The organism is Kribbella hippodromi, assembly GCF_039531045.1.
GTDB classification, from domain to species: Bacteria; Actinomycetota; Actinomycetes; order Propionibacteriales; family Kribbellaceae; genus Kribbella; species Kribbella hippodromi.
The window spans coordinates 125,372-142,932 of the sequence record NZ_BAAAPH010000021.1 but is presented as its reverse complement, the minus strand read 5'-3'; the positions used below and the strand labels follow the sequence as shown (position 1 = coordinate 142,932).

The 17,561-nt window shown below is 68.7% G+C and carries 16 protein-coding genes; 4 read left to right on the top strand and 12 right to left on the bottom strand.

Annotation, left to right across the window (positions count from 1 at the left end; translation table 11 throughout):
- Positions 1 to 2 precede the first annotated feature (2 nt).
- From ABD260_RS28610 to def, 3 genes are read right to left on the bottom strand one after another with little or no spacing between them, the layout of a single operon-like run.
- Entirely contained in the window at positions 3 to 1,418 is a 1,416-nt protein-coding gene (locus ABD260_RS28610; RefSeq protein WP_344238337.1) for an RsmB/NOP family class I SAM-dependent RNA methyltransferase, read from the bottom strand.
- Positions 1,415 to 2,347, bottom strand: a complete 933-nt coding sequence (gene fmt, locus ABD260_RS28605; RefSeq protein WP_344238335.1) for a methionyl-tRNA formyltransferase — start codon at positions 2,345 to 2,347, stop codon at positions 1,415 to 1,417. The genes ABD260_RS28610 and fmt overlap by 4 nt, the downstream gene beginning before the upstream one ends.
- Positions 2,344 to 2,901: a peptide deformylase gene (gene def, locus ABD260_RS28600; protein ID WP_344238333.1), complete on the bottom strand. Its 558-nt coding sequence runs from the start codon at positions 2,899 to 2,901 to the stop codon at positions 2,344 to 2,346. Before def ends, fmt begins: the two co-directional genes overlap by 4 nt.
- Before the next feature lie 401 nt (positions 2,902 to 3,302).
- Here def and ABD260_RS28595 point away from each other — a divergent pair, with 401 nt between their 5' ends.
- Positions 3,303 to 4,478, top strand: coding sequence for a C39 family peptidase (locus tag ABD260_RS28595; RefSeq protein ID WP_344238331.1), 1,176 nt, complete (start codon positions 3,303 to 3,305; stop codon positions 4,476 to 4,478).
- 175 nt (positions 4,479 to 4,653) lie between these two features.
- Complete coding sequence (locus ABD260_RS28590; protein WP_344238329.1) at positions 4,654 to 5,631, top strand: hypothetical protein; 978 nt, start codon at positions 4,654 to 4,656, stop codon at positions 5,629 to 5,631.
- Positions 5,632 to 5,652: 21 nt separating this feature from the next.
- On the opposite strand, the gene ABD260_RS28585 is transcribed toward ABD260_RS28590, so the two are convergent.
- The 3 genes from ABD260_RS28585 to ABD260_RS28575 are packed head-to-tail and all read right to left on the bottom strand — an operon-like array spanning position 5,653 to position 7,781.
- Positions 5,653 to 6,195 (bottom strand): DUF1707 SHOCT-like domain-containing protein, encoded by a 543-nt coding sequence (locus ABD260_RS28585; protein WP_344238327.1) that lies wholly within the window; start codon positions 6,193 to 6,195, stop codon positions 5,653 to 5,655.
- 4 nt (positions 6,196 to 6,199) lie between these two features.
- Complete coding sequence (locus tag ABD260_RS28580) at positions 6,200 to 6,820, bottom strand: HAD family hydrolase (RefSeq protein WP_344238325.1); 621 nt, start codon at positions 6,818 to 6,820, stop codon at positions 6,200 to 6,202.
- A gap of 10 nt (positions 6,821 to 6,830) precedes the next feature.
- Complete coding sequence (locus ABD260_RS28575) at positions 6,831 to 7,781, bottom strand: Lrp/AsnC family transcriptional regulator (protein ID WP_344238323.1); 951 nt, start codon at positions 7,779 to 7,781, stop codon at positions 6,831 to 6,833.
- A gap of 97 nt (positions 7,782 to 7,878) precedes the next feature.
- Here ABD260_RS28575 and ABD260_RS28570 point away from each other — a divergent pair, with 97 nt between their 5' ends.
- On the top strand, positions 7,879 to 9,219 hold the full coding sequence (locus ABD260_RS28570) for an MFS transporter (RefSeq protein ID WP_344238321.1): 1,341 nt from the start codon (positions 7,879 to 7,881) through the stop codon (positions 9,217 to 9,219).
- On the opposite strand, the gene ABD260_RS28565 is transcribed toward ABD260_RS28570, so the two are convergent.
- The gene (locus tag ABD260_RS28565; protein ID WP_344238319.1) at positions 9,143 to 10,363 is read right to left on the bottom strand and encodes an MDR family MFS transporter; all 1,221 of its coding nucleotides are present in this window, start codon (positions 10,361 to 10,363) and stop codon (positions 9,143 to 9,145) included. The two genes, ABD260_RS28570 and ABD260_RS28565, sit on opposite strands and share 77 nt — an antisense overlap.
- Before the next feature lie 73 nt (positions 10,364 to 10,436).
- Between ABD260_RS28565 and ABD260_RS28560 the strand changes: the two genes are divergently transcribed.
- Positions 10,437 to 11,426, top strand: coding sequence for an ArsR/SmtB family transcription factor (locus tag ABD260_RS28560; RefSeq protein ID WP_344238317.1), 990 nt, complete (start codon positions 10,437 to 10,439; stop codon positions 11,424 to 11,426).
- Between the two features lie 210 nt (positions 11,427 to 11,636).
- Here the strand turns inward: ABD260_RS28560 and ABD260_RS28555 are convergent, their stop codons facing one another.
- The 5 genes from ABD260_RS28555 to ABD260_RS28540 form a co-directional block, all read right to left on the bottom strand.
- Complete coding sequence (locus tag ABD260_RS28555) at positions 11,637 to 13,670, bottom strand: primosomal protein N' (protein ID WP_344238315.1); 2,034 nt, start codon at positions 13,668 to 13,670, stop codon at positions 11,637 to 11,639.
- Between the two features lie 106 nt (positions 13,671 to 13,776).
- Positions 13,777 to 14,970, bottom strand: coding sequence for a methionine adenosyltransferase (metK, locus tag ABD260_RS28550; RefSeq protein ID WP_344238313.1), 1,194 nt, complete (start codon positions 14,968 to 14,970; stop codon positions 13,777 to 13,779).
- Positions 14,971 to 15,490: 520 nt separating this feature from the next.
- Complete coding sequence (locus ABD260_RS28545) at positions 15,491 to 16,618, bottom strand: winged helix DNA-binding domain-containing protein (protein WP_344238311.1); 1,128 nt, start codon at positions 16,616 to 16,618, stop codon at positions 15,491 to 15,493.
- A gap of 522 nt (positions 16,619 to 17,140) precedes the next feature.
- Positions 17,141 to 17,365, bottom strand: coding sequence for a mycothiol transferase (locus tag ABD260_RS37660; RefSeq protein WP_425553409.1), 225 nt, complete (start codon positions 17,363 to 17,365; stop codon positions 17,141 to 17,143).
- The gene (locus ABD260_RS28540) at positions 17,308 to 17,529 is read right to left on the bottom strand and encodes a DinB family protein (RefSeq protein WP_344238309.1); all 222 of its coding nucleotides are present in this window, start codon (positions 17,527 to 17,529) and stop codon (positions 17,308 to 17,310) included. Before ABD260_RS28540 ends, ABD260_RS37660 begins: the two co-directional genes overlap by 58 nt.
- Between the last annotated feature and the right edge of the window lie 32 nt (positions 17,530 to 17,561).

Genomic DNA, 17,561 nt, shown 5'->3' with positions numbered 1-17,561 from the left:
GATCAGGCTTTGCGGATCAGGGCCAGGTACATGGCGTCGGTGCCGTGCAGGTGCGGCCAGAGCTGGACGTCGGGTCCGGCGCCGAGATCGGGTACGCCGGGGAACAGGTCGCGGGCGTCCTCCAGGCTCGCGTCGTTGCGCCGGGCGAGGACCGCGTCGACCACCGCGCGGGTTTCGTCCGGGTGCGGCGAGCAGGTGACGTACGCGACGACACCGCCCGCGCGGACCGAGGTGATCGCCGAGTCGAGCAGGTCCTCTTGGAGCGGGCGCAGTTCGCGGACATCATCCGGCGTACGCCGCCACCGCGCCTCGGGTCGCCGCCGCAGCGCGCCCAGCCCAGTACACGGCACATCAGCCAGCACCCGATCGAACGACCCCGCCGGCCACGTCGGTTTGGTCCCGTCCCCCACCAGCACCTTGTGGTCACCCGGAATCGCCCGCAAGTTCCCCCGCACCAGATCAGCCCGATGCTTCAACGGCTCAATCGCCGTCAACCGTCCGCCCTGCTGGTCGACCAGCGCCGCGAGCAGCGCGGACTTCCCACCCGGACCAGCGCACAGGTCGAGCCAATTGGAGTCTTCGCCTTCGACCTTCGCCGCCGCGAGGGCGAGTGCGACCAGCTGTGAGCCTTCGTCCTGAACGCCCGCTCGACCAGTTGCGACCGCCTCGATCCGCCCCGGATCGCCACCACCCTCCAGCACCGCGCCGTACGGCGACCACCGCGCCGGTACCGCGCCCGCACCCCCCAGCTCATCCACATCGGACAACCCGGGCCGAGCCACCAGCGTCACCCGCGGCGGCTCGTTGTCGGCGGCAAGCAGATCTTCCAGCCCACCAGCGGCATCACCGAGCGCCCGATCGAACGCCTCGATCACCCACCGCGGATGCGCCTCGGCCACCGCCAAATGACCGATCAGATCTTCCTCGATCGACGGAGCAGCAGCGGAAATCCACTGCTCCAGCGACCGCTGACTGATCTTCCGAAGGACAGCGTTCACCAGCCCCGTACGCTTCTGACCAAGCTCCGAACGCGTCAGCGTGACCATCTCGGAAACCGCCGCGTACGAGTCGACCCGCATGTTCAGCAGCTGATGACTACCGAGCCGCAACAGATCCAGCAGCTCCGGGTCCAGATCCTCCAGCCGCCGCGAAACACTCCGCGCCAGGAACACGTCGTACGTGCCTTGCCAGCGCAAGGTCCCGTGCACCAGCTCCGTACAGAACGCGGCGTCCCGCCCGCCGAGCCGTGCCTCGCGAAGTGCCTTGTTCAGCGCGAGGTTCGCGTACCCACCTTCCGCGGTGACCTGCCGGACGACCTGGTACGCGACCTTCCGGACCCGGTCCGGACCACGCTGTGCCTGACCACGCTGGGCCGAACCACGCTGGGCGCCGCGATTACGCGGAGTCCTGTCACTCACGCGCTCGGACCCAGCCGATCCTCGTCGGTCAGCCGGATGCCGCGCGCCCAGTCCGCCGCGGCCATCGGCTTCTTGCCCTGCGGCTGCACCGTCACCAGCTCGACCGCCTTGCTCCCGGTCCCGGCCTTCACGCTCGACTTCGTCGCCTGCAGCTCACCCGGCTTCAGCTCGTCGTCGGTGAGGCGTACGGCCAGCACCTTCAGCCGCTCGCCCCGGAACGTCGTCCACGCACCCGGCGCCGGATTGCACCCGCGGACGAGCCGATCGACCCGCTGCGCCGGCGCGGTCAGATCCAGCTCGGCGTCCTCGACGTTGATCTTCGGCGCCAGCGTCACCCCATCGGTCGGCTGCTCGCGCGCCTCCAGTACACCGGCCTCGATCCCGTCGAGCGTGTCCACCAGCAGCTTCGCGCCGGACACCGCGAGCCGGTGCAGCAGGTCGCCGGACGTGTCCTCCGGGCCGATCGGTTCGGTGAGTACGCCGTACACAGGACCCGCGTCGAGCGCCTTCACGATCCGGAACGTACTCGCGCCGGTCACGTCGTCGCCGGAGATGATCGAGTGCTGCACCGGCGCGGCGCCACGCCAGGCGGGCAGCACCGAGAAGTGCAGGTTGATCCAGCCGTGCGGCGGAATGTCGAGCGCAGCCTGCGGCAGGAGACCGCCGTACGCGACCACCGGGCAGCAGTCCGGCGCGATCTCCCGCAACCGGGCCAGGAACTCCGGGTCGCTGGGCTTCACCGGCTTCAGGATCTCGATGCCGCCGAGCTCCTCCGCGTACTGCGCGACCGGCGACGCGACCAGCTTTCTGCCGCGGCCCGCGGGGGCGTCCGGGCGGGTGACGACGCCGGCCAACTCGTGGCGGCTGGCAACGATCGCCTCGAGCGCGGTGACCGCGGGCTCCGGCGTGCCGGCGAAGACGACTCTCACAGACCGAATCCGTTCGTGGGGTGGGGCGAGACCTTGATCTGTGGTTGACCGGACAGCCCCGCGAGACCTGACCATTCGGCCTCGCGGATCGCCTTCATCGCCTGCTTGCGGGTTTCGCGGTCGAGCCGGTCCACGAACAGGACGCCGTCCAGGTGATCAGTCTCGTGCTGGATGCAGCGGGCCAGCAGGTCCGAACCTTCGATCACCACCGGGTCGCCGTACATGTTGAAGCCCTTCGCGATCACCGACTGGGCGCGGCGGCAGTCGAAGGTCAGGCCGGGGATCGAGAGGCAGCCCTCGGGGCCGAACTGCTCGTCGGCCGACAGGGACAGCTCGGGGTTGATCAGGTGCCCGAGCTCGCCCTCCACGTGGTACGTGAACACGCGCAGGCCGACGCCGATCTGCGGCGCAGCCAGGCCCGATCCGGGCGCGTCCTGCATGGTGTCGGTCACGTCCGCGACCAGGCGGCGCAGCTCGGCGTCGAAATCGACGACCGGAGCTGCCTTGGTGATCAGCACAGGGTCGCCGAACAGGCGGATGGGTTGAACCGACACAGACTCTCCACACAGCTTCCACGGACCGGGACCGGGCAAGTCTAGTGCGGGCCGCATTGTGATTCAGGGGGCAGGCCCTCTCCCCATTGTTGCCTCAAGCACGTACTGTGGTCCCAGGCGTACCCTCAGTCACTGCCGTCACACGCCGCTCGGGAGACCCAATGCTCACTGCAGCACGGGGGGCAACTCTGATCCTCCTGGGTGCCCTGCTTGCGCAGGCGCCCCTCACCGCCCAGGCCTACCAGCCCCAAGACCCCGGTTACCGCGAGTACACCGGACGCCCCACACCGGCAACCACCGGCGATCCAGCCCAATCCGCGGCGCCGACCGGCGACCCAGCCGGTGATCCCTCAGCTGTGCAATCTCCAGCCGGTGATCCCTCGGCTGTAGATCCGTCGGCTGTGCAGTCTCCAGCCGGTGCGGCGACCGGCGCGCCGTCGTACTCGCCGACGAGTGATCCGACCGACGGTCCCGGCACCTCGTCGGATGAGCCGCCGGCGGCCAAGTCGTGGAGTGACGTGGTGACCGAGGTCACGCGCACCTCGCCCGGTGATGTGCAGCTGCGGTCGGCGGACACCTCCGCGCAGGCTGCCTCGATGCTGCGGTGTTTCAAGCTCGACACCGAGAACTACTGTCTCGGGCTCGGGTTCGTCGAGAAGGTACCGACCGGTGCGCAGCGGCATGCGCTGATGAGCCAGCCCGACCTGCGCGCCGCGGACGACGTGAACGCCGAGCAGGACATCCCCACCGGCGACCTGACCGCAGCCGCGTTCGTCGCCCAGCGCGCCGCACTGCCGAAGAGCAGCCGCGTCACGGTGGAACTCGACGAAATGCGAGCCGCCTGGAACGGCCGCGAAAAGGCCCGCGAACTCCGCGAAATCGCCGAAGCCAACACACCCCCACCGAACCCAGAACCAACCGCCTCACCCGCACCCACTCGGACGGCTCCGACAGTTGGACCTTCTTCTCCCAAACCCACCCCGTCTACAACTCCGGCCGGGCCGCAAACCCCGGCTGCGCCGCTGGCGGCGCCGGCGTCGGCGTACATCATGAAGGGGTACCAGACCTCCCAGGAGAAGGGGTACTGGTGTGGGCCGGCCACCTTCCAGTCGATCGACTGGGCGGATGACAACCAGAAGGACACCCAGGCGTCCTGGGCGAAGGACCTCGGGTCGACCACCGGCGGTACCGCGATCTCCGCGATGGTGCAGCAGACCAACCTGAAGACGGGCTGGCCCAAGTCGGCCGGTACGTACATCGTGCAGAACGTCTCCGGCTGGAACGCGCAGACCTTCTTCGAGGTGCACCAGAAGCACCTCGGCGTGTACAAGGCTCCGGTGATCGAGCACGTCCAGCTGCTCAAGCGGTACTTCCCGTACCTGGCCTTCAACCACAGCGGTCACTACCAGGTCGGCCGCGGGTACAACAAGGCGAACGGGACCATCGCGATCTTCGAGGTGTTCAACGAGCGCCGCTTCAACAGCCGCGGCAACGTGACCGACGGCCCAAAGAACATCCCGGCCAGCGCCCTGTTCAACGCCACCTTGGCGAACTCCTTCCAGAACATCGGGCTGTGATTCCACCACGATGCGTCGCCGTACAGTTGCCGTAGGCACCCTTCTGGTCCTGCTCGTGGCGGGCTGCTCCTCCTCGAAACCGGAGAGCAGCCCGTCCCCGAGCAGCACAACACCATCACAGTCGCCGTCGCAGTCACCGCCGACCCCCGCGAAACCGAGCGACTCGGGGACGGCTTTGCCTACCTGGGCGAACGTGCTCCGGCAGCCGGTCGACGGTCAGCACCTGGTCACCCGGCAACGCAAGTACGTCGTCACCCGCGGCAGCGACGAGGCGGGTACGACCACGATCGCGGACCGCGCCACCCAGAAGGTGATCGTCCGCCACGTACCGCCCGCCGGTTTCGTCGCCCAGTCCCCCGTCGTCATCGACGATCACTGGGCGTTGATCCAAGACATCCGCTCCGACGGGCCTGATCCGCAGATCAAGGTGGTCCGCTACGACCTCAGTACCGGAAAGTCAGCCGCGCCGGCCGGGTTGCCGCCGGTGTCCGAGCCGGAGATCGGCGCGTACGACGGCACGTTCGCGTACAGCTCGACCGATGCGAAGAACCGGTCCTGCCTGATCATCGCCGACCTGGCGACGTTGAAGTACCGCAGCGTCACCTGCGTCCCCGCGCCCGGCTACATCGCCGATCCGGTGGTGTCGGCGGACGCGGTCACGTTCAGCGAGATCGTCGCTCCGGAGACCGCGCGCCGGTGCAAACGTGTCCTCACCACGCCGTTGTCCGGCGGCGCGGTGAAGCCGGTGCCTGCGGCAACGAACTGCATTCAGTGGAGTGGCGCATCGTTGCGCGGTGCAACAGTTTGGTCAGAGGTCGGCGCGTCCGACCCGGATCAGTACCAGAGCAAGGCGTACGTCCGGGAGTCCGGCGACTCCCCCGCCCGCCCGCTCGGCACCGTGATCACCGACACGATCCTTGCCTGCGGCAACTGGATTCTCTGGGAGACGCGGACGGTCAGCTCGGCCGGCGTCGAGTCCTATCAGATCAACCGCTGGCGTCCCGGTCTCAGCACCCCACAACGCTTGTACGGTGCCGCGCCGGGCGTCGCGCTGACTCCGATGACGTGTCAGGACAACACCGTGTACGTGGAGGCGGCGCACTTGTCCAGCTCCCCCACGTACACCGAAACCATCGCGGCCGCAGTCGCCTGACCGTGCGGTCGACTCAGGACACTAGCGCCGGGCGTGCCGGATCTTGACCTTGCCGAAGCCGATCACACCGGTGACGCGGATCCGCGGCCCGGTACCGGTGGATCGGCTCGGCGGCTGGTACGGCGAGTCCTTCAACGCGGTCGTCAGTCCTTCGAGCTCGACGACCGCATCCCGCGGTACCCGGATCTTCGCGCTGCCGGTGCCGAGGTTCAGCTCGAGGTCGAGCTCCGGGTACTCCCAGATCGCCCGGGACAGATCCAGCCTGACCCGGCCGAACTCGGAGTTGACCTTGAGCTTCCGCGGCACCCGCCACGCGCCGGTGCGCTTGATCCGGCCGGTCGCCGCCGCGATGGTGGCCGAACGGCCCGGGTCAGGTACGGGCAGCGATGCGAGCGCCACCTCGATATCCTGCCCGGTCTTCGCGGACAGCACCTGGTGCAGCCGCTCGTCCATCTCCTCGTGCGTGAGCAGCCCATCGGTGTAGGCCTCCTGCACGCGCTGCACAGCGGCGTCGCGGTCGCCTTCACGGGCAGCCGGCGAGCGATCTTCTGGCACGGAGGTCACCGGCTCACTGTAGTGCCAGGCCGCGGCCACGGAGCTGGGTACGCAGGTCCGCTGCGCCGGTGAACACCTCGGCGTCCAAACCGACCGCGCGGGCACCGTCGACGTTGTACGCCATGTCGTCGGTGTAGAAGGTCCGCGCCGGGTCGAGACCGAAGCGGTCGATCAGGACGCGATAGATCTTCTCGCCCGGTTTCGCGGTCTGCTCGACGCCGGACACCACCTCGCCGTCGAAGCTGGTCAGCACCGGGAACGCATCCTTCGCCACCTCCCACTTCTCCCCGGAGAAGTTCGTCAGCGCGTACGTCGGCAGGCCCAGCGCCTGGATCTCGCCGAGCACCGCGGCAGTGTCCTCGAACACGCCCTTGACCATCTTCAGCCAGCCGTGGTCGTACGCGGCGATCCACTCGGCGTGCTCCGGATGCAGGCTGGTCAGCTCCGCGACCGCCTCCGCCCACGGCCGCCCTTCGTCCTGCTTGTGGTTCCAGGCGGGGCTCGCGATGTTGGTCAGGAAGTGCGTCCGCTCGGCCTCGTCCGGGATCAGGTCCGCGTACAGGTAGGTCGGGCTCCAGTCCAGAAGTACGCCGCCAATGTCGAACACCACCGCGTCGATCGTCGCCTCAGTCATGCCCGCAACCCTACGAGAAGGGCGCGGCCGCTTTCACCGTACGCAGCACTGGGGTGGTTTCGATGGCGGTGATGTGGCCGATCGCGCCGACTCGGTCGACCAGATACGAGTGCAGCGCGCGTGGACTGTCGCAGAGTGCCTGCCCGACGAGATTCGTCCGGCCGGTGGTGGCGGCGACGAAGGGCAGTTCGTCGTGTTCGGCCAGTGCGCGCCCGACGGCGTCCAGGTACGCGGGTTGCACCGAGAGCCAGAGCATCGCGCTGGTGGTGTACCCGAGCGCTACCGGATCGACGTCCACGTCGAAGTAGAGCGCGCCGCTCTGCAGCAGCTCGTCGAGCCGCCGCGAAACAGTCGCCGCGGACCAGCCGGTACGCACCGCGAGGTCCGCGAGCGTCATCCGTCCATCCTCACCGAGAGCAGTCAGCAGCTTCGCATCGCCGGCATTCAACTCTCGCACCACACCACGATCCGGTGTGCTGTGCAGCAGTGCTGCTTGTTGTTCGTGGGTAAGGCTCTTGACTCGGCCGCGCCAGGCGGTTGGACCGCCGACGTACAGGTGGAGGAGGTAGTGCGCGGAGACCGCAGTGATGCCGGCTGTGCGGGGGATGTCGTGCAAGAGAAGGGCGTTGCTGTCGGTTGGGGAGCTGTGCACGGTGGCGACGATCTCGGTGCCACCGGACGCCAGCTTGACCCAGCTCGTGTCAGGCCGCCGGGCGAGCGCGCCGGCCAGCTCCTGCGCGGCCTGCGGTGCTGCGGTCAGCCGGAGCAACCACTGCGCCTGACCGGCCGCGTGCGTGTCAGCCAGACCAACCACCCGCAGCCCGGCCTCCGCACGAAGCCGGTTGAACCGCCGCGCGACAGTCTGCGTCGAGATCCCCAGCACCTCCCCGATCCGGCTGTACGGCGCCCTGCTGTCCAGCTGCAACGCATGAATCAAGGCCCGGTCGATCGCGTCGATCATGGATAGATCATGACCCAAGTGCCGCCTCGATGGAATATTTCACCAACCTGCCAATGATTCGTGGAAGGTTCAGTTGCCCGAGACCGATCGTAGCGGCATGACGAACAAGCGATGGATCGGCCTGGTCGCGCTCCTGGTGGCCGAAGCGATGAATCTGCTCGACGCCACGATCGTCCAAGTGGCGGCGCCGGTGATCCACAGTGAGCTCGGCGGCCGTACCTCGGACATCCAGTGGTTCAGCGCCGCGTACACCCTCCCCTTCGCGGCGCTACTGATCACCGGCGGCAGACTCGGCGACCGATACGGGCGGCGCCGGACCTTCGTTGTCGGTGTCACCGCCTTCGTGCTGGCGTCAGCCATGTGCGCGCTGGTGTCCGACGCGGGCCTCCTGATCGGCTCGCGGGCGGTTCAGGGCGCCGCGGCCGCGCTGGTGATTCCGCAGACGATCGGGCTGATCAAGTCGAGCTTCACCGGCCCGCAACTCGCCAAGGCCCTCGGCACGATCGGACCGGTGATGGGCCTGGCGGGCATCTCCGGGCCACTGCTCGGCGGGTTCATCACCGAAGTCAGCTCCTGGCGCGCGGTCTTCCTGGTCAACGTACCGCTCGGGCTAGCCGTTCTGGCCCTGTCACGACTGCTCCCGGAGTCGGCCTCCCCTCGCCCGCCGGGCATCGATGCTGTCGGGACAGTGCTGCTGACAGTCGGTACGGCCCTGATCGTCTATCCGGTACTGCAGTCGCGCGACTGGCTGCTACTCGGAGCCGGTGTCGCAGTACTCGGTGCCTGTGCACTCCAGCAGCGGCGGCGGAGTAGTGGGCGGTTGATCGAGACCAGCCTGTTCGCGCATCGCGGTTTCGCACCAGCGCTGATTACGTCGACGCTGTTCTTCGGAGTGCTGAGTGGTGTGACGCTGGTCGTCGTACTGCACCAGCAGCTCACCTTGCACCACAGCGTGATGCACTCCAGCCTGACGCTACTGCCGTGGTCCGCCGCCTCCGGAGCCGCGTCACTCGTCGCGGGCCAGTGGCTGGTAGCGCGGTTCGGTTCCCGGCTCATGTACGCGGGGCTTGGCGTACTAGTAGCCGGGCTGGCTATTACGCCGTACGCGCTGGCGCTTGGACTGGCTGTTGGTGGCGTCGGAGTGGGACTGTTCACCACCGCGTTCTTCACCGAGGCGTTGCACCGGGTCGAACCACATGAGACCGGCTCAGCTGCTGGGTTGCTGAACGCGGTGCAGCAGTTCGGTGGGACGTTCGGCGTCGCCGCGTTCGGGTCGCTCTTCCTGCATCACCCGGTTGGGGTTGACCGGGCGGTGTGGGTGGCGGTCGCGGTTGTCTTGGTGACGTTCGCGACCGCACACCTCATGCGTTCACAACGTTGGCCATGTTGGTCACGGCGCGGGCGTGCAGTGCCGGAGCCAGTGCGTATTGGCCAATGAAGATCAGCACACCCAGTACGCCACAACCGATCCAGGTGGCCGTCGCCCCGAGGTGCTGTAGGGCATTCGTACCGGCGAGCGGACCGATCACCGTGCCGATGCCGAACGCCATCCCGGACAGACCCATGTACCGGCCGCGCAGGTCGATCGGTGCGAGGTCGGCGAACACCGCGCCGATCACCGCGGCGAACCCGATCTCGCCGATCGTCCACACCACGACCGACAGGCCGTACCCCCACCAGCTGTGCACGACCGCGCCCAGGCCGAAGCCGAGCCCGACCACCAGCATCGATGCGGCCAGCAGCTTCGGCCGGTCGAGCTTCACCAGCCAGCGACCGAGGAACGGCTGGACGAGCACGATCACGACACCGTTCAGGGCGATCACCAGACCGTACGTCTCGGATCGCAATCCGTCCGCGGCCATCGCCAGCGGGAGGGTCGAGTAGCCCTGGAAGTAGATGGTCGCGTACCCGATCTGGATCAGGATCATGAACAGGAACACGGTGTCACGCAGTACGACGCCGAGCAGCGGCCTGCTGGGCGTACCTGCGTCGAGTACTGGGCGGGTCTCGGGGACCATCGTCCAGATCACCACACCGGCGATCACCGAGGTCGCGGCGTTCAGCCAGAACAGCAGCCCGTACCCGATGGACGCCAGGACGCCGGCGCTGACGGTCGAGACCGAGAAGCCGAGGTTGATCGCCCAGAACAGCAGTCCGTACGCGCGGACCCGCTCGTTCGGCTGGAGCAGATCGGCGACGGTGGCCTGAACAGCCGGGCGGAACAGGTCGCCGAGCAGGCCGACCAGGAACGCCGCGATCCAGATCATCACCATCTCGCGGGCCGAACCGAGCAGGATCAGCGCGGCGCCGGTGCCGAAGAAGCAGATCAGCATCGTGAGCCGGCGCCCGACGCGGTCGGCGAGCATGCCGCCGACGAGCTGCGCGGCCACGGTACCGGCGCCGACGGCGGCCGCGACGGCTCCGGCCGTGCCGGCGGACAGGTGCCGGTCGTGGGTGAGGTAGAGGACGAGGAACGGCTGGACGAAGCTGCCGAGCCGGTTGACCAGTTGGCACACCCAGAGCGCCCAGAACGCCCGCGGGAGGACGGTGGAGGCCGGGCTGCCGACGGCGACTGCACTCATGGGATCAACTGTCGGGCCCGGCTCAGCGCGCTGTCGATGATTAGGGTCAGGCCTAATCGTCTACGCTGGGCCGGTGATCACGATCAGGTTGAGCGCCGGCGACGTCGGGCGGATCAGGTTCGCGCTGTCGCCGGTGTGGGAGGCGGTGACGAGCGTGCGGGCGCTCAGCAACAACACCGCGCGGAGCGTCCACGGGCCGTGGACGCAGAAGGTACGGCCGGTGATCGAGGGCGACGACCTGACGTTGCTCAGGGCATTGATTCCGTCGTACGGGTACATCCCCGACTTTCTCACTCCTGCCCCGCCGCGGCGCTCGACCAGCTTCGAGTCGGGCCTGGCCGCGATCGCCGCGACACCGCACGACCTGGTGGTGGACGAGCTCAGCCGGCTGCACCACGACACGCCCCACCCCATGCTCCCCGACTTGATCGCTCGGCCCGCGAAGGCGCTCGAGCTGATCACCGCGGCGCTGGCCACGTACTGGCAGCGCGCGATCGAGCCCGACTGGCGACGGATGCGCGCGCTCCTGCAGGAGGACCTCGCCTTCCGCCTGGACGAACTGGCCAGCGGCGGCATCGAGCGATTGTTCCGCAACCTCCATCCATCGATCAGCTACAGCAGCGACCGAATCGAGATCAACCGCCCCTTCTGCTGCGACGGCGAACCGATGACCGGCCAAGGCGTACTCCTGGTCCCGTGCGTCTTCACCTGGCCCGCCGGTCTGGCAGTCACCGGTGCGCCGCACGTCCCCACGATCACGTACCCACCCCGAGGCCTGGGCCGCCTCTGGGAAGACACCCAAGACACCACCGACTCACCCCTGGCCGACCTGGTAGGCCGCACCCGAGCCGCCATCGTCAGCCACCTGGACCTCCCCATGTCCACCACCCACCTGGCCCACCAACTGGGCGTCTCCGCCCCCACCCTCAGCGTCCACCTCTCCATCCTCCGCAACGCGGGCGTAGTAACCTCCCGCCGCGACGGCCGCACCGTCCTGTACCACCGCACTCCCCTCGGCCACCAACTACTCACGGCCGCAACGTCCCTCGCCACGCCCGCCTGACCCGCCCCTGCCCTTCCTGCTTGAGCGTATCCAGTTGCAGCTCATCCGCTGCTTGGTTATCCACAGGCTCTTGCGACTGGTGTGTGGGTCAGGTGGAGCGGGGTGTTCCCGAAGGGTTGTCGGAGCCTTTTCCTGCAATAGCGCCAGAAACGCTTCTGCCCGAACCTGACCCACACCAAGCACAAGACCCGGTGATCCACAGCCTGACAGTCAGCCGAAGCTTGGGGGGTCCACCTGGATGCGGACTGTGCCCGGGTTCTTCTTGGTGGTTCGGGCTGATTGGGATTCTTTGAGGGAGCGGACGAGGGTCGGGCCGTGGGCGCGGGGGGTGCGGACTACGGCTCGGACGGTTTCGTCGTCGATGTCCACCGGGCCTAGGACTTCCAGGCCGGCGGAGGCGGGGACGATGTCGCGGAGGCGGGTGATCAGGTCGTTGACGGAGTCGGCGGGGCCGGTCAGTTCGGCCAGTTTGGCGGCGGGGGCCAGGCGGGCGGTGCGGCGGTCTTCGATTTCGCGGGATGCGTAGCCTTCGGGGCTCCAGCGGACGATGGCTTGAAGTGGCAGCGCGGACGGGTCGCCCACCAGGATCACGGTGCCGCCGTCGCGGGCCGGGCGGACCAGGGCGGCGGCGTTGAACCAGCGGCGGACAGCCTCTTCAGGCGCGCGGAGGTCGGGGCGCGAAAGCATCAGCCAGGTGTCCAGGAGCAGCGCGGCGCTGTAACCACCTTCCGCGACAGGCTCGGCGCCTGGCGTACTCACGACCAGTGCGGGCGCGTCGGACACGACATCGAGCATGTTGTCACCACCCGAAGTACGAACCACGACGCCGGGGAAAGCACGGCCCAGCTCTTCCGCCGTACGACGTGCGCCGATCACCGCCGCGCGCATCCGGGTGTCACCGCACTCCGGGCACCGGTGGTCGGTCGCGGGACGGCCACACATACCGCAGCTCGCCGGGCCGGACCCGCCCGTACGCCGCAACGTCCCGCCACACGTCGCACAGCGCGACGGGGCACGGCAGGTCTGGCAAGCCAGGCTCGGCAAGTACCCAGCGCGAGGCACCTGCACCAGCACCGGACCCGTACGCAACCCGTCCCGCGCGATCTCGAACGCGCGCGACGGCAACCGTGCCGCCCGCGCACTCGGGTCGCGCGCGAGGTCGATGTCCGACTCCCCCGCGATGTGTACGGACGGCGCGGCCGCGCGGATCGCCTTTCGGTCCGCGATCAGCTCGTGCGCGAAACCGGACTCCAGCAACGCCGCCGCCTCCGCCGACCGCGCGTACCCACCGAGCAGCGCGGCACATTGCTGCCGAAACGCCCGTAAAAGCAGGACTTCCCGGGCATGCGGGTACGGTGCGCGCGGCTCGGCGTACGACTCGTCGCCGTCGTCCCACATCGCCACCAGGCCCAGGTCCGCGACCGGCGCGAAGGCGGCGGCGCGGGTACCGATGACGACGCGCGCACAACCGCGTACGGCGGCGAGGAATGCGCGGTACCGGGCGGTCGGGCCGAGGTCCGCGGACAACGTGACGAAGCCGGTCTCGCCGAGCACGGACGTACACGCGGCAGCGAGCCGTTCGAGATCACGCGCATCGGGCGCGAGCAGCAGCGCGCCACGACCGGACGCGGCGCAGACGGCCGCGGCCTGCGCGAAGGCGAGCGTCCAATCGGCCCCGGGCACCGCGGTCCAGACGGCGCGCGGCGACTCCGCGCGGGAGATCGCATCGAGGAAACCGGCCGGGTACGGCGACCACTCGGAACGCGAGGTGGACACCGGCGGCCGCGCGGGCTGGTCGCACCGCAGCGCCTCGCCCTCGACCTTCGCATGCCGCGGCGGCACGGCGAGCCGGGTGACATCGGCGAGCACCCCGGCGTACCGATCGGCGACCGCACGGCACAGGTCCGCGATCTCCGGCGTCAGCACCCGCTCCGGCGAAACGACCTTGCGGAGCCGGGCCAGTTTGCCGTCGTGATCGGACGCATCCAGCCGCTCCAGCACGTACCCGGCCAGGTCCTTGCCGGCGAACCGCACCTTCACCCGCGCGCCCGGCTGCGCCGCCGCGGCCAGGTCGTCCGGGACGAGATAGTCGAACGGCCGGTCCAGATGCGGCAACGAGACATCGACCGCGATCCGCGCCACCGGCAACGTCTCGGTGATCCCGGCCGGTTCCTTGGTCCGTGATTTGCGAACGGTGTCGCGCAGCAGCGTCAACTGCTGCGGGGAGTCGCCGTTCGATGTCACCGGGAAACTCTAGTCGGCCGCGACGACACACCGTCGGAGGCCGACGCCTTACCTGTGGACAAGCGACGGCCCGGCCGCCAGGTGACAGCCGGGCCGGGCGCCGTGCCTACTTGTTGACGGCCGCCTTCAGGGCCTCGACCCGGTCGGTGCGCTCCCAGGTGAAGTCCGCGCCGGTACGGCCGAAGTGACCGTTCCGCGCGGTCTGGGCGTAGATCGGCCGGAGCAGGTCCAGGTCGCGGATGATCGCCGCCGGGCGCAGGTCGAACACCTCGCGGGCCGCCTCGGCGATCTTGTTCACCGGCACCTTCTCGGTACCGAACGTGTCGACGTAGAAACCGACCGGCGCGGCCTTGCCGATCGCGTACGCGACCTGGCACTCGACCCGGTCCGCGAGCCCGGCGGCGACGATGTTCTTCGCCACCCAGCGCATCGCGTACGCGGCCGAACGGTCCACCTTGGACGGGTCCTTGCCGGAGAACGCGCCACCACCGTGCCGCGCCATCCCGCCGTACGTGTCGATGATGATCTTCCGGCCGGTCAGCCCGGCGTCGCCCATCGGGCCACCGATCTCGAACCGTCCGGTCGGGTTCACCAGCAGCTTGTAGTCGGTCGAATCGATGTCGAACTGCTCCAGCACCGGGTCGACGACGTGCTTCTTGATGTCCGGCGTCAGCATCGAGTCCAGGTTGATGTCCGCGGCGTGCTGGCTGGACACCACCACGGTGTCGATCCGGACCGCCCTGTCACCGTCGTACTCGACCGTGACCTGGGTCTTGCCGTCGGGTCGCAGGTACGCCAGGGTGCCGTTCTTGCGGACCTCGGACAGCCGCTCGGACAGCCGGTGCGCGATCGTGATCGGCAGCGGCATCAGCTCGGGCGTCTCGTTCGACGCGTACCCGAACATCAGGCCCTGGTCGCCGGCGCCCTGCAGATCCAGCGCGTCCGCCGACGCCGACGAGCGCGACTCGTACGCGGTGTCGACGCCCTGGGCGATGTCCGGTGACTGGCTCCCGATGGCGACCTGCACCCCACAGGACGCGCCGTCGAAACCCTTCAGGGACGAGTCGTAGCCGATCTCCAGGATGCGCGCGCGCACGATCCCCGGAATGTCGACGTACGCCGTCGTGGTGACCTCACCCGCGACCACGACCAGACCCGTGGTGATCAGGGTCTCGACCGCGACCCGGCTCTTCGGGTCCTCGGCCAGCAGCGCGTCGAGGATGGAGTCGCTGATCTGGTCAGCGATCTTGTCCGGGTGACCTTCGGTCACGGACTCGGACGTGAAAAGGCGGCTCGCCACAGTTCTCCCTCGGATTCCTCGTCTGCCGCACGACCGCGGGTTGGCACAGCCGCACGATCCCCCCATGCACCGGCGGATGACGATGCATCTTGGGAAGTATGCCAGCAGTTTCCCCCCAGACCCGTCCGCCGCTCCGAAAACATCCACACTCCAAGATAGCCGCCCACATTCCGGACAACCGTTGCCGAATCAGGCGTTGCCGCGTGCCGCTGGGGGTGCGGTGCGGGCAGCGCGGCGTCGCAGCGGAGTGAGTTGTGGCAGTCGCGGGTGCGGGGCACACGTCGGTGCGCGGTGCGGTGCGCGGTGCGGTGCGCGGTGCGGTGCGCGGTGCGGTGCGCGGTGCGGGGTGCGGAGCGCGGGTGCGGGGTGCTGTGCGGGGGTGCGAGCGCGGGGGTGCCGAGCGCGGATGCGGGGTGCGGGTGCGGTGAGGTGCGCGGGTGGTGAGGTGCGCGGGTGGGTTGTTGGGGGTGGTGAAGCATTGGGGGGATGGAGTGGTGGGGATCGAGTGAGGTGTTGTTGGTCAGGCGTGGGCGCCGACTGTGACCTTGCCGAGGGTGAGGGTCGGTGTGCCGTCGAGGATCTCGCCCAGGCGGCCGACCTCGTGCTCGAGCAGTCGGCGGCGGCGCTTGTTCAGTGGGGTGAGCGCCTCGACCGTGAACTGCAGCGTGCGGCCGGACTTCTTCTGGTGCCAGACACCGGCGACGATGCCGTCGACCAGCAGCAGCGGGTAATTGCCGGCCTGACCGCGGGCGGTCGCCCGGGCGAACGCCTTTCCGGGAAAGAGCAGCTCGCGGGGGTAACTGCCGACCCCATAGGCATCAAAGTACGGCAGCAGGCGTACGCCCTCCACCCGCTCGTCTGTGAAATCACCATCACCCGGCGCGTACCAGACGGTTTGGTCAGCCAGTTGCCCGTACGGGAGATCCGCGAAGTACGGCTTGATCGCGGTCGTCGGTACCTTGAGCCAGCGGGCGAACTGTTGCGGCGTCGCGGGACCGTACGCGTACAGGTACCGATGCAGCAGTTCGGTCAGCGCCTTCTCGGCCGGCATCACCTCGAACGGTTGCCGGCGGTGCGGATTCGAGTACGTAGTGAGCCGTCCGCGCATCGGCCCATGGCACAGTACGCCAGCGTGCGCCGCGACCGAGATCGCCTGCCGCCAGCGGGACCACTCCCCCTGAAACGCGGGCAATGTCGGCTCATGCGCCCACGGCCCCGTACGCCGGATCACCTCCGCGGACAGCTCGTCGACCGTCAGATCCTCATCCGCAAGCGCCTCACCAATCGCCGCCACCACCTGCGCGACCTCGTCCGCACTCATCCGAATAGCCCCCTGCGGCTGCGACACCGACGGCAACGCCCCCAACGCCCCCGTCCACATCCCCAAATCCTCAACCGGCAACAAATGCACAGTCCCCCGAGCCCCAAACGTCTTCACCAGCCCCGGCCGCCCACCCGCCACTTCCTGCTGCACGGTCGCTCGCGTAGCGCCGGCCACCCGCAACGCCACCGACACCTCCCCGGCCGCCGCGATCTGCGCATGCGCCCCACACATCGCCCGCACCGCCTCCACCACCGTCTCCGCAGGCTCAACCAAAAAGTGCCGCCGCATCCGCCGCCCAACCACGGCCTCCCACCTGATCTCCATACCCCGACCCTAACCACCAAAGCGGACAACTCCTGACCTCTTCTCCCCCGCACCACACCAGTGGATATCCACCCGCCTGGTGGGTTCTCCACCGTTACACCGGTGGAGAACCCACAACAGCAGTGGATATCCACTCGTGTTGCGGGGCTCAGGTGGCGCGGGGTGTTCCCGGAGGGTGCAGCGTGTGTTGTGAGCGCGGTGCGGGGCGGGGTGGGCGGCTCGGGTTGTGGGCTGGGGTGTGCGGGCGGACAGGAGGTCTCGGTGGGGTGGGTAGTGCACTTGAGCGTGAAGGGGCCGAGGTGTACGCCGTCTCACGGGTGCACTACCTGTCGAACCGCCGATTGTCCGCTGCAAGCGCGACCGAGCACGGTCGCGGTCGCAGGTCGGCGCCTCAAACTGCCGGCCGCGGGCAACTGCCGGACCGTGAACACTCGACCACGGCTCGAAGGGTTGTCCGGATACTCACTCGTGTTGCGTCAGGGTGCGGCCGGTGGTCGCACGGGCAGGAGTTGCCGGCCGGGGTCAGTCGGGGTCGTTGCCTCTCAGGCCGTCGATGGCTTCGCGCAGTACGTCGGCGTGCCCGGTGTGCTTGAGGTACTCCTCCAGCAGGTCCGCGAGGATCCGTCGGCGATTCTGTGACCATTCAGGATTCTGGTCATCGATGACGACGTCCAGGCCGTCGTCTGCGCTCAGCTGCGCCCAGGCGGTTCGGGAGCGTTCTGCGGCTCGGTACCACAGGTCGTACAGGTCCTGCGGGTCGTCGAGGGCGGATGCCGGCGGCGCAACTGCTCGGTGCTGAGGCCACCGGTCTTCCAGGCGAACTGCTGGCGCGCGCGATCCACGGCGAACTGCAGCATCTCCGCATCGTTACCGCGCAGGCACTCGATCTTCGGGAGGTCGTTCCAGTCCATGGCGGCACCTCCACTCTCGTGGGCAGGCAGAG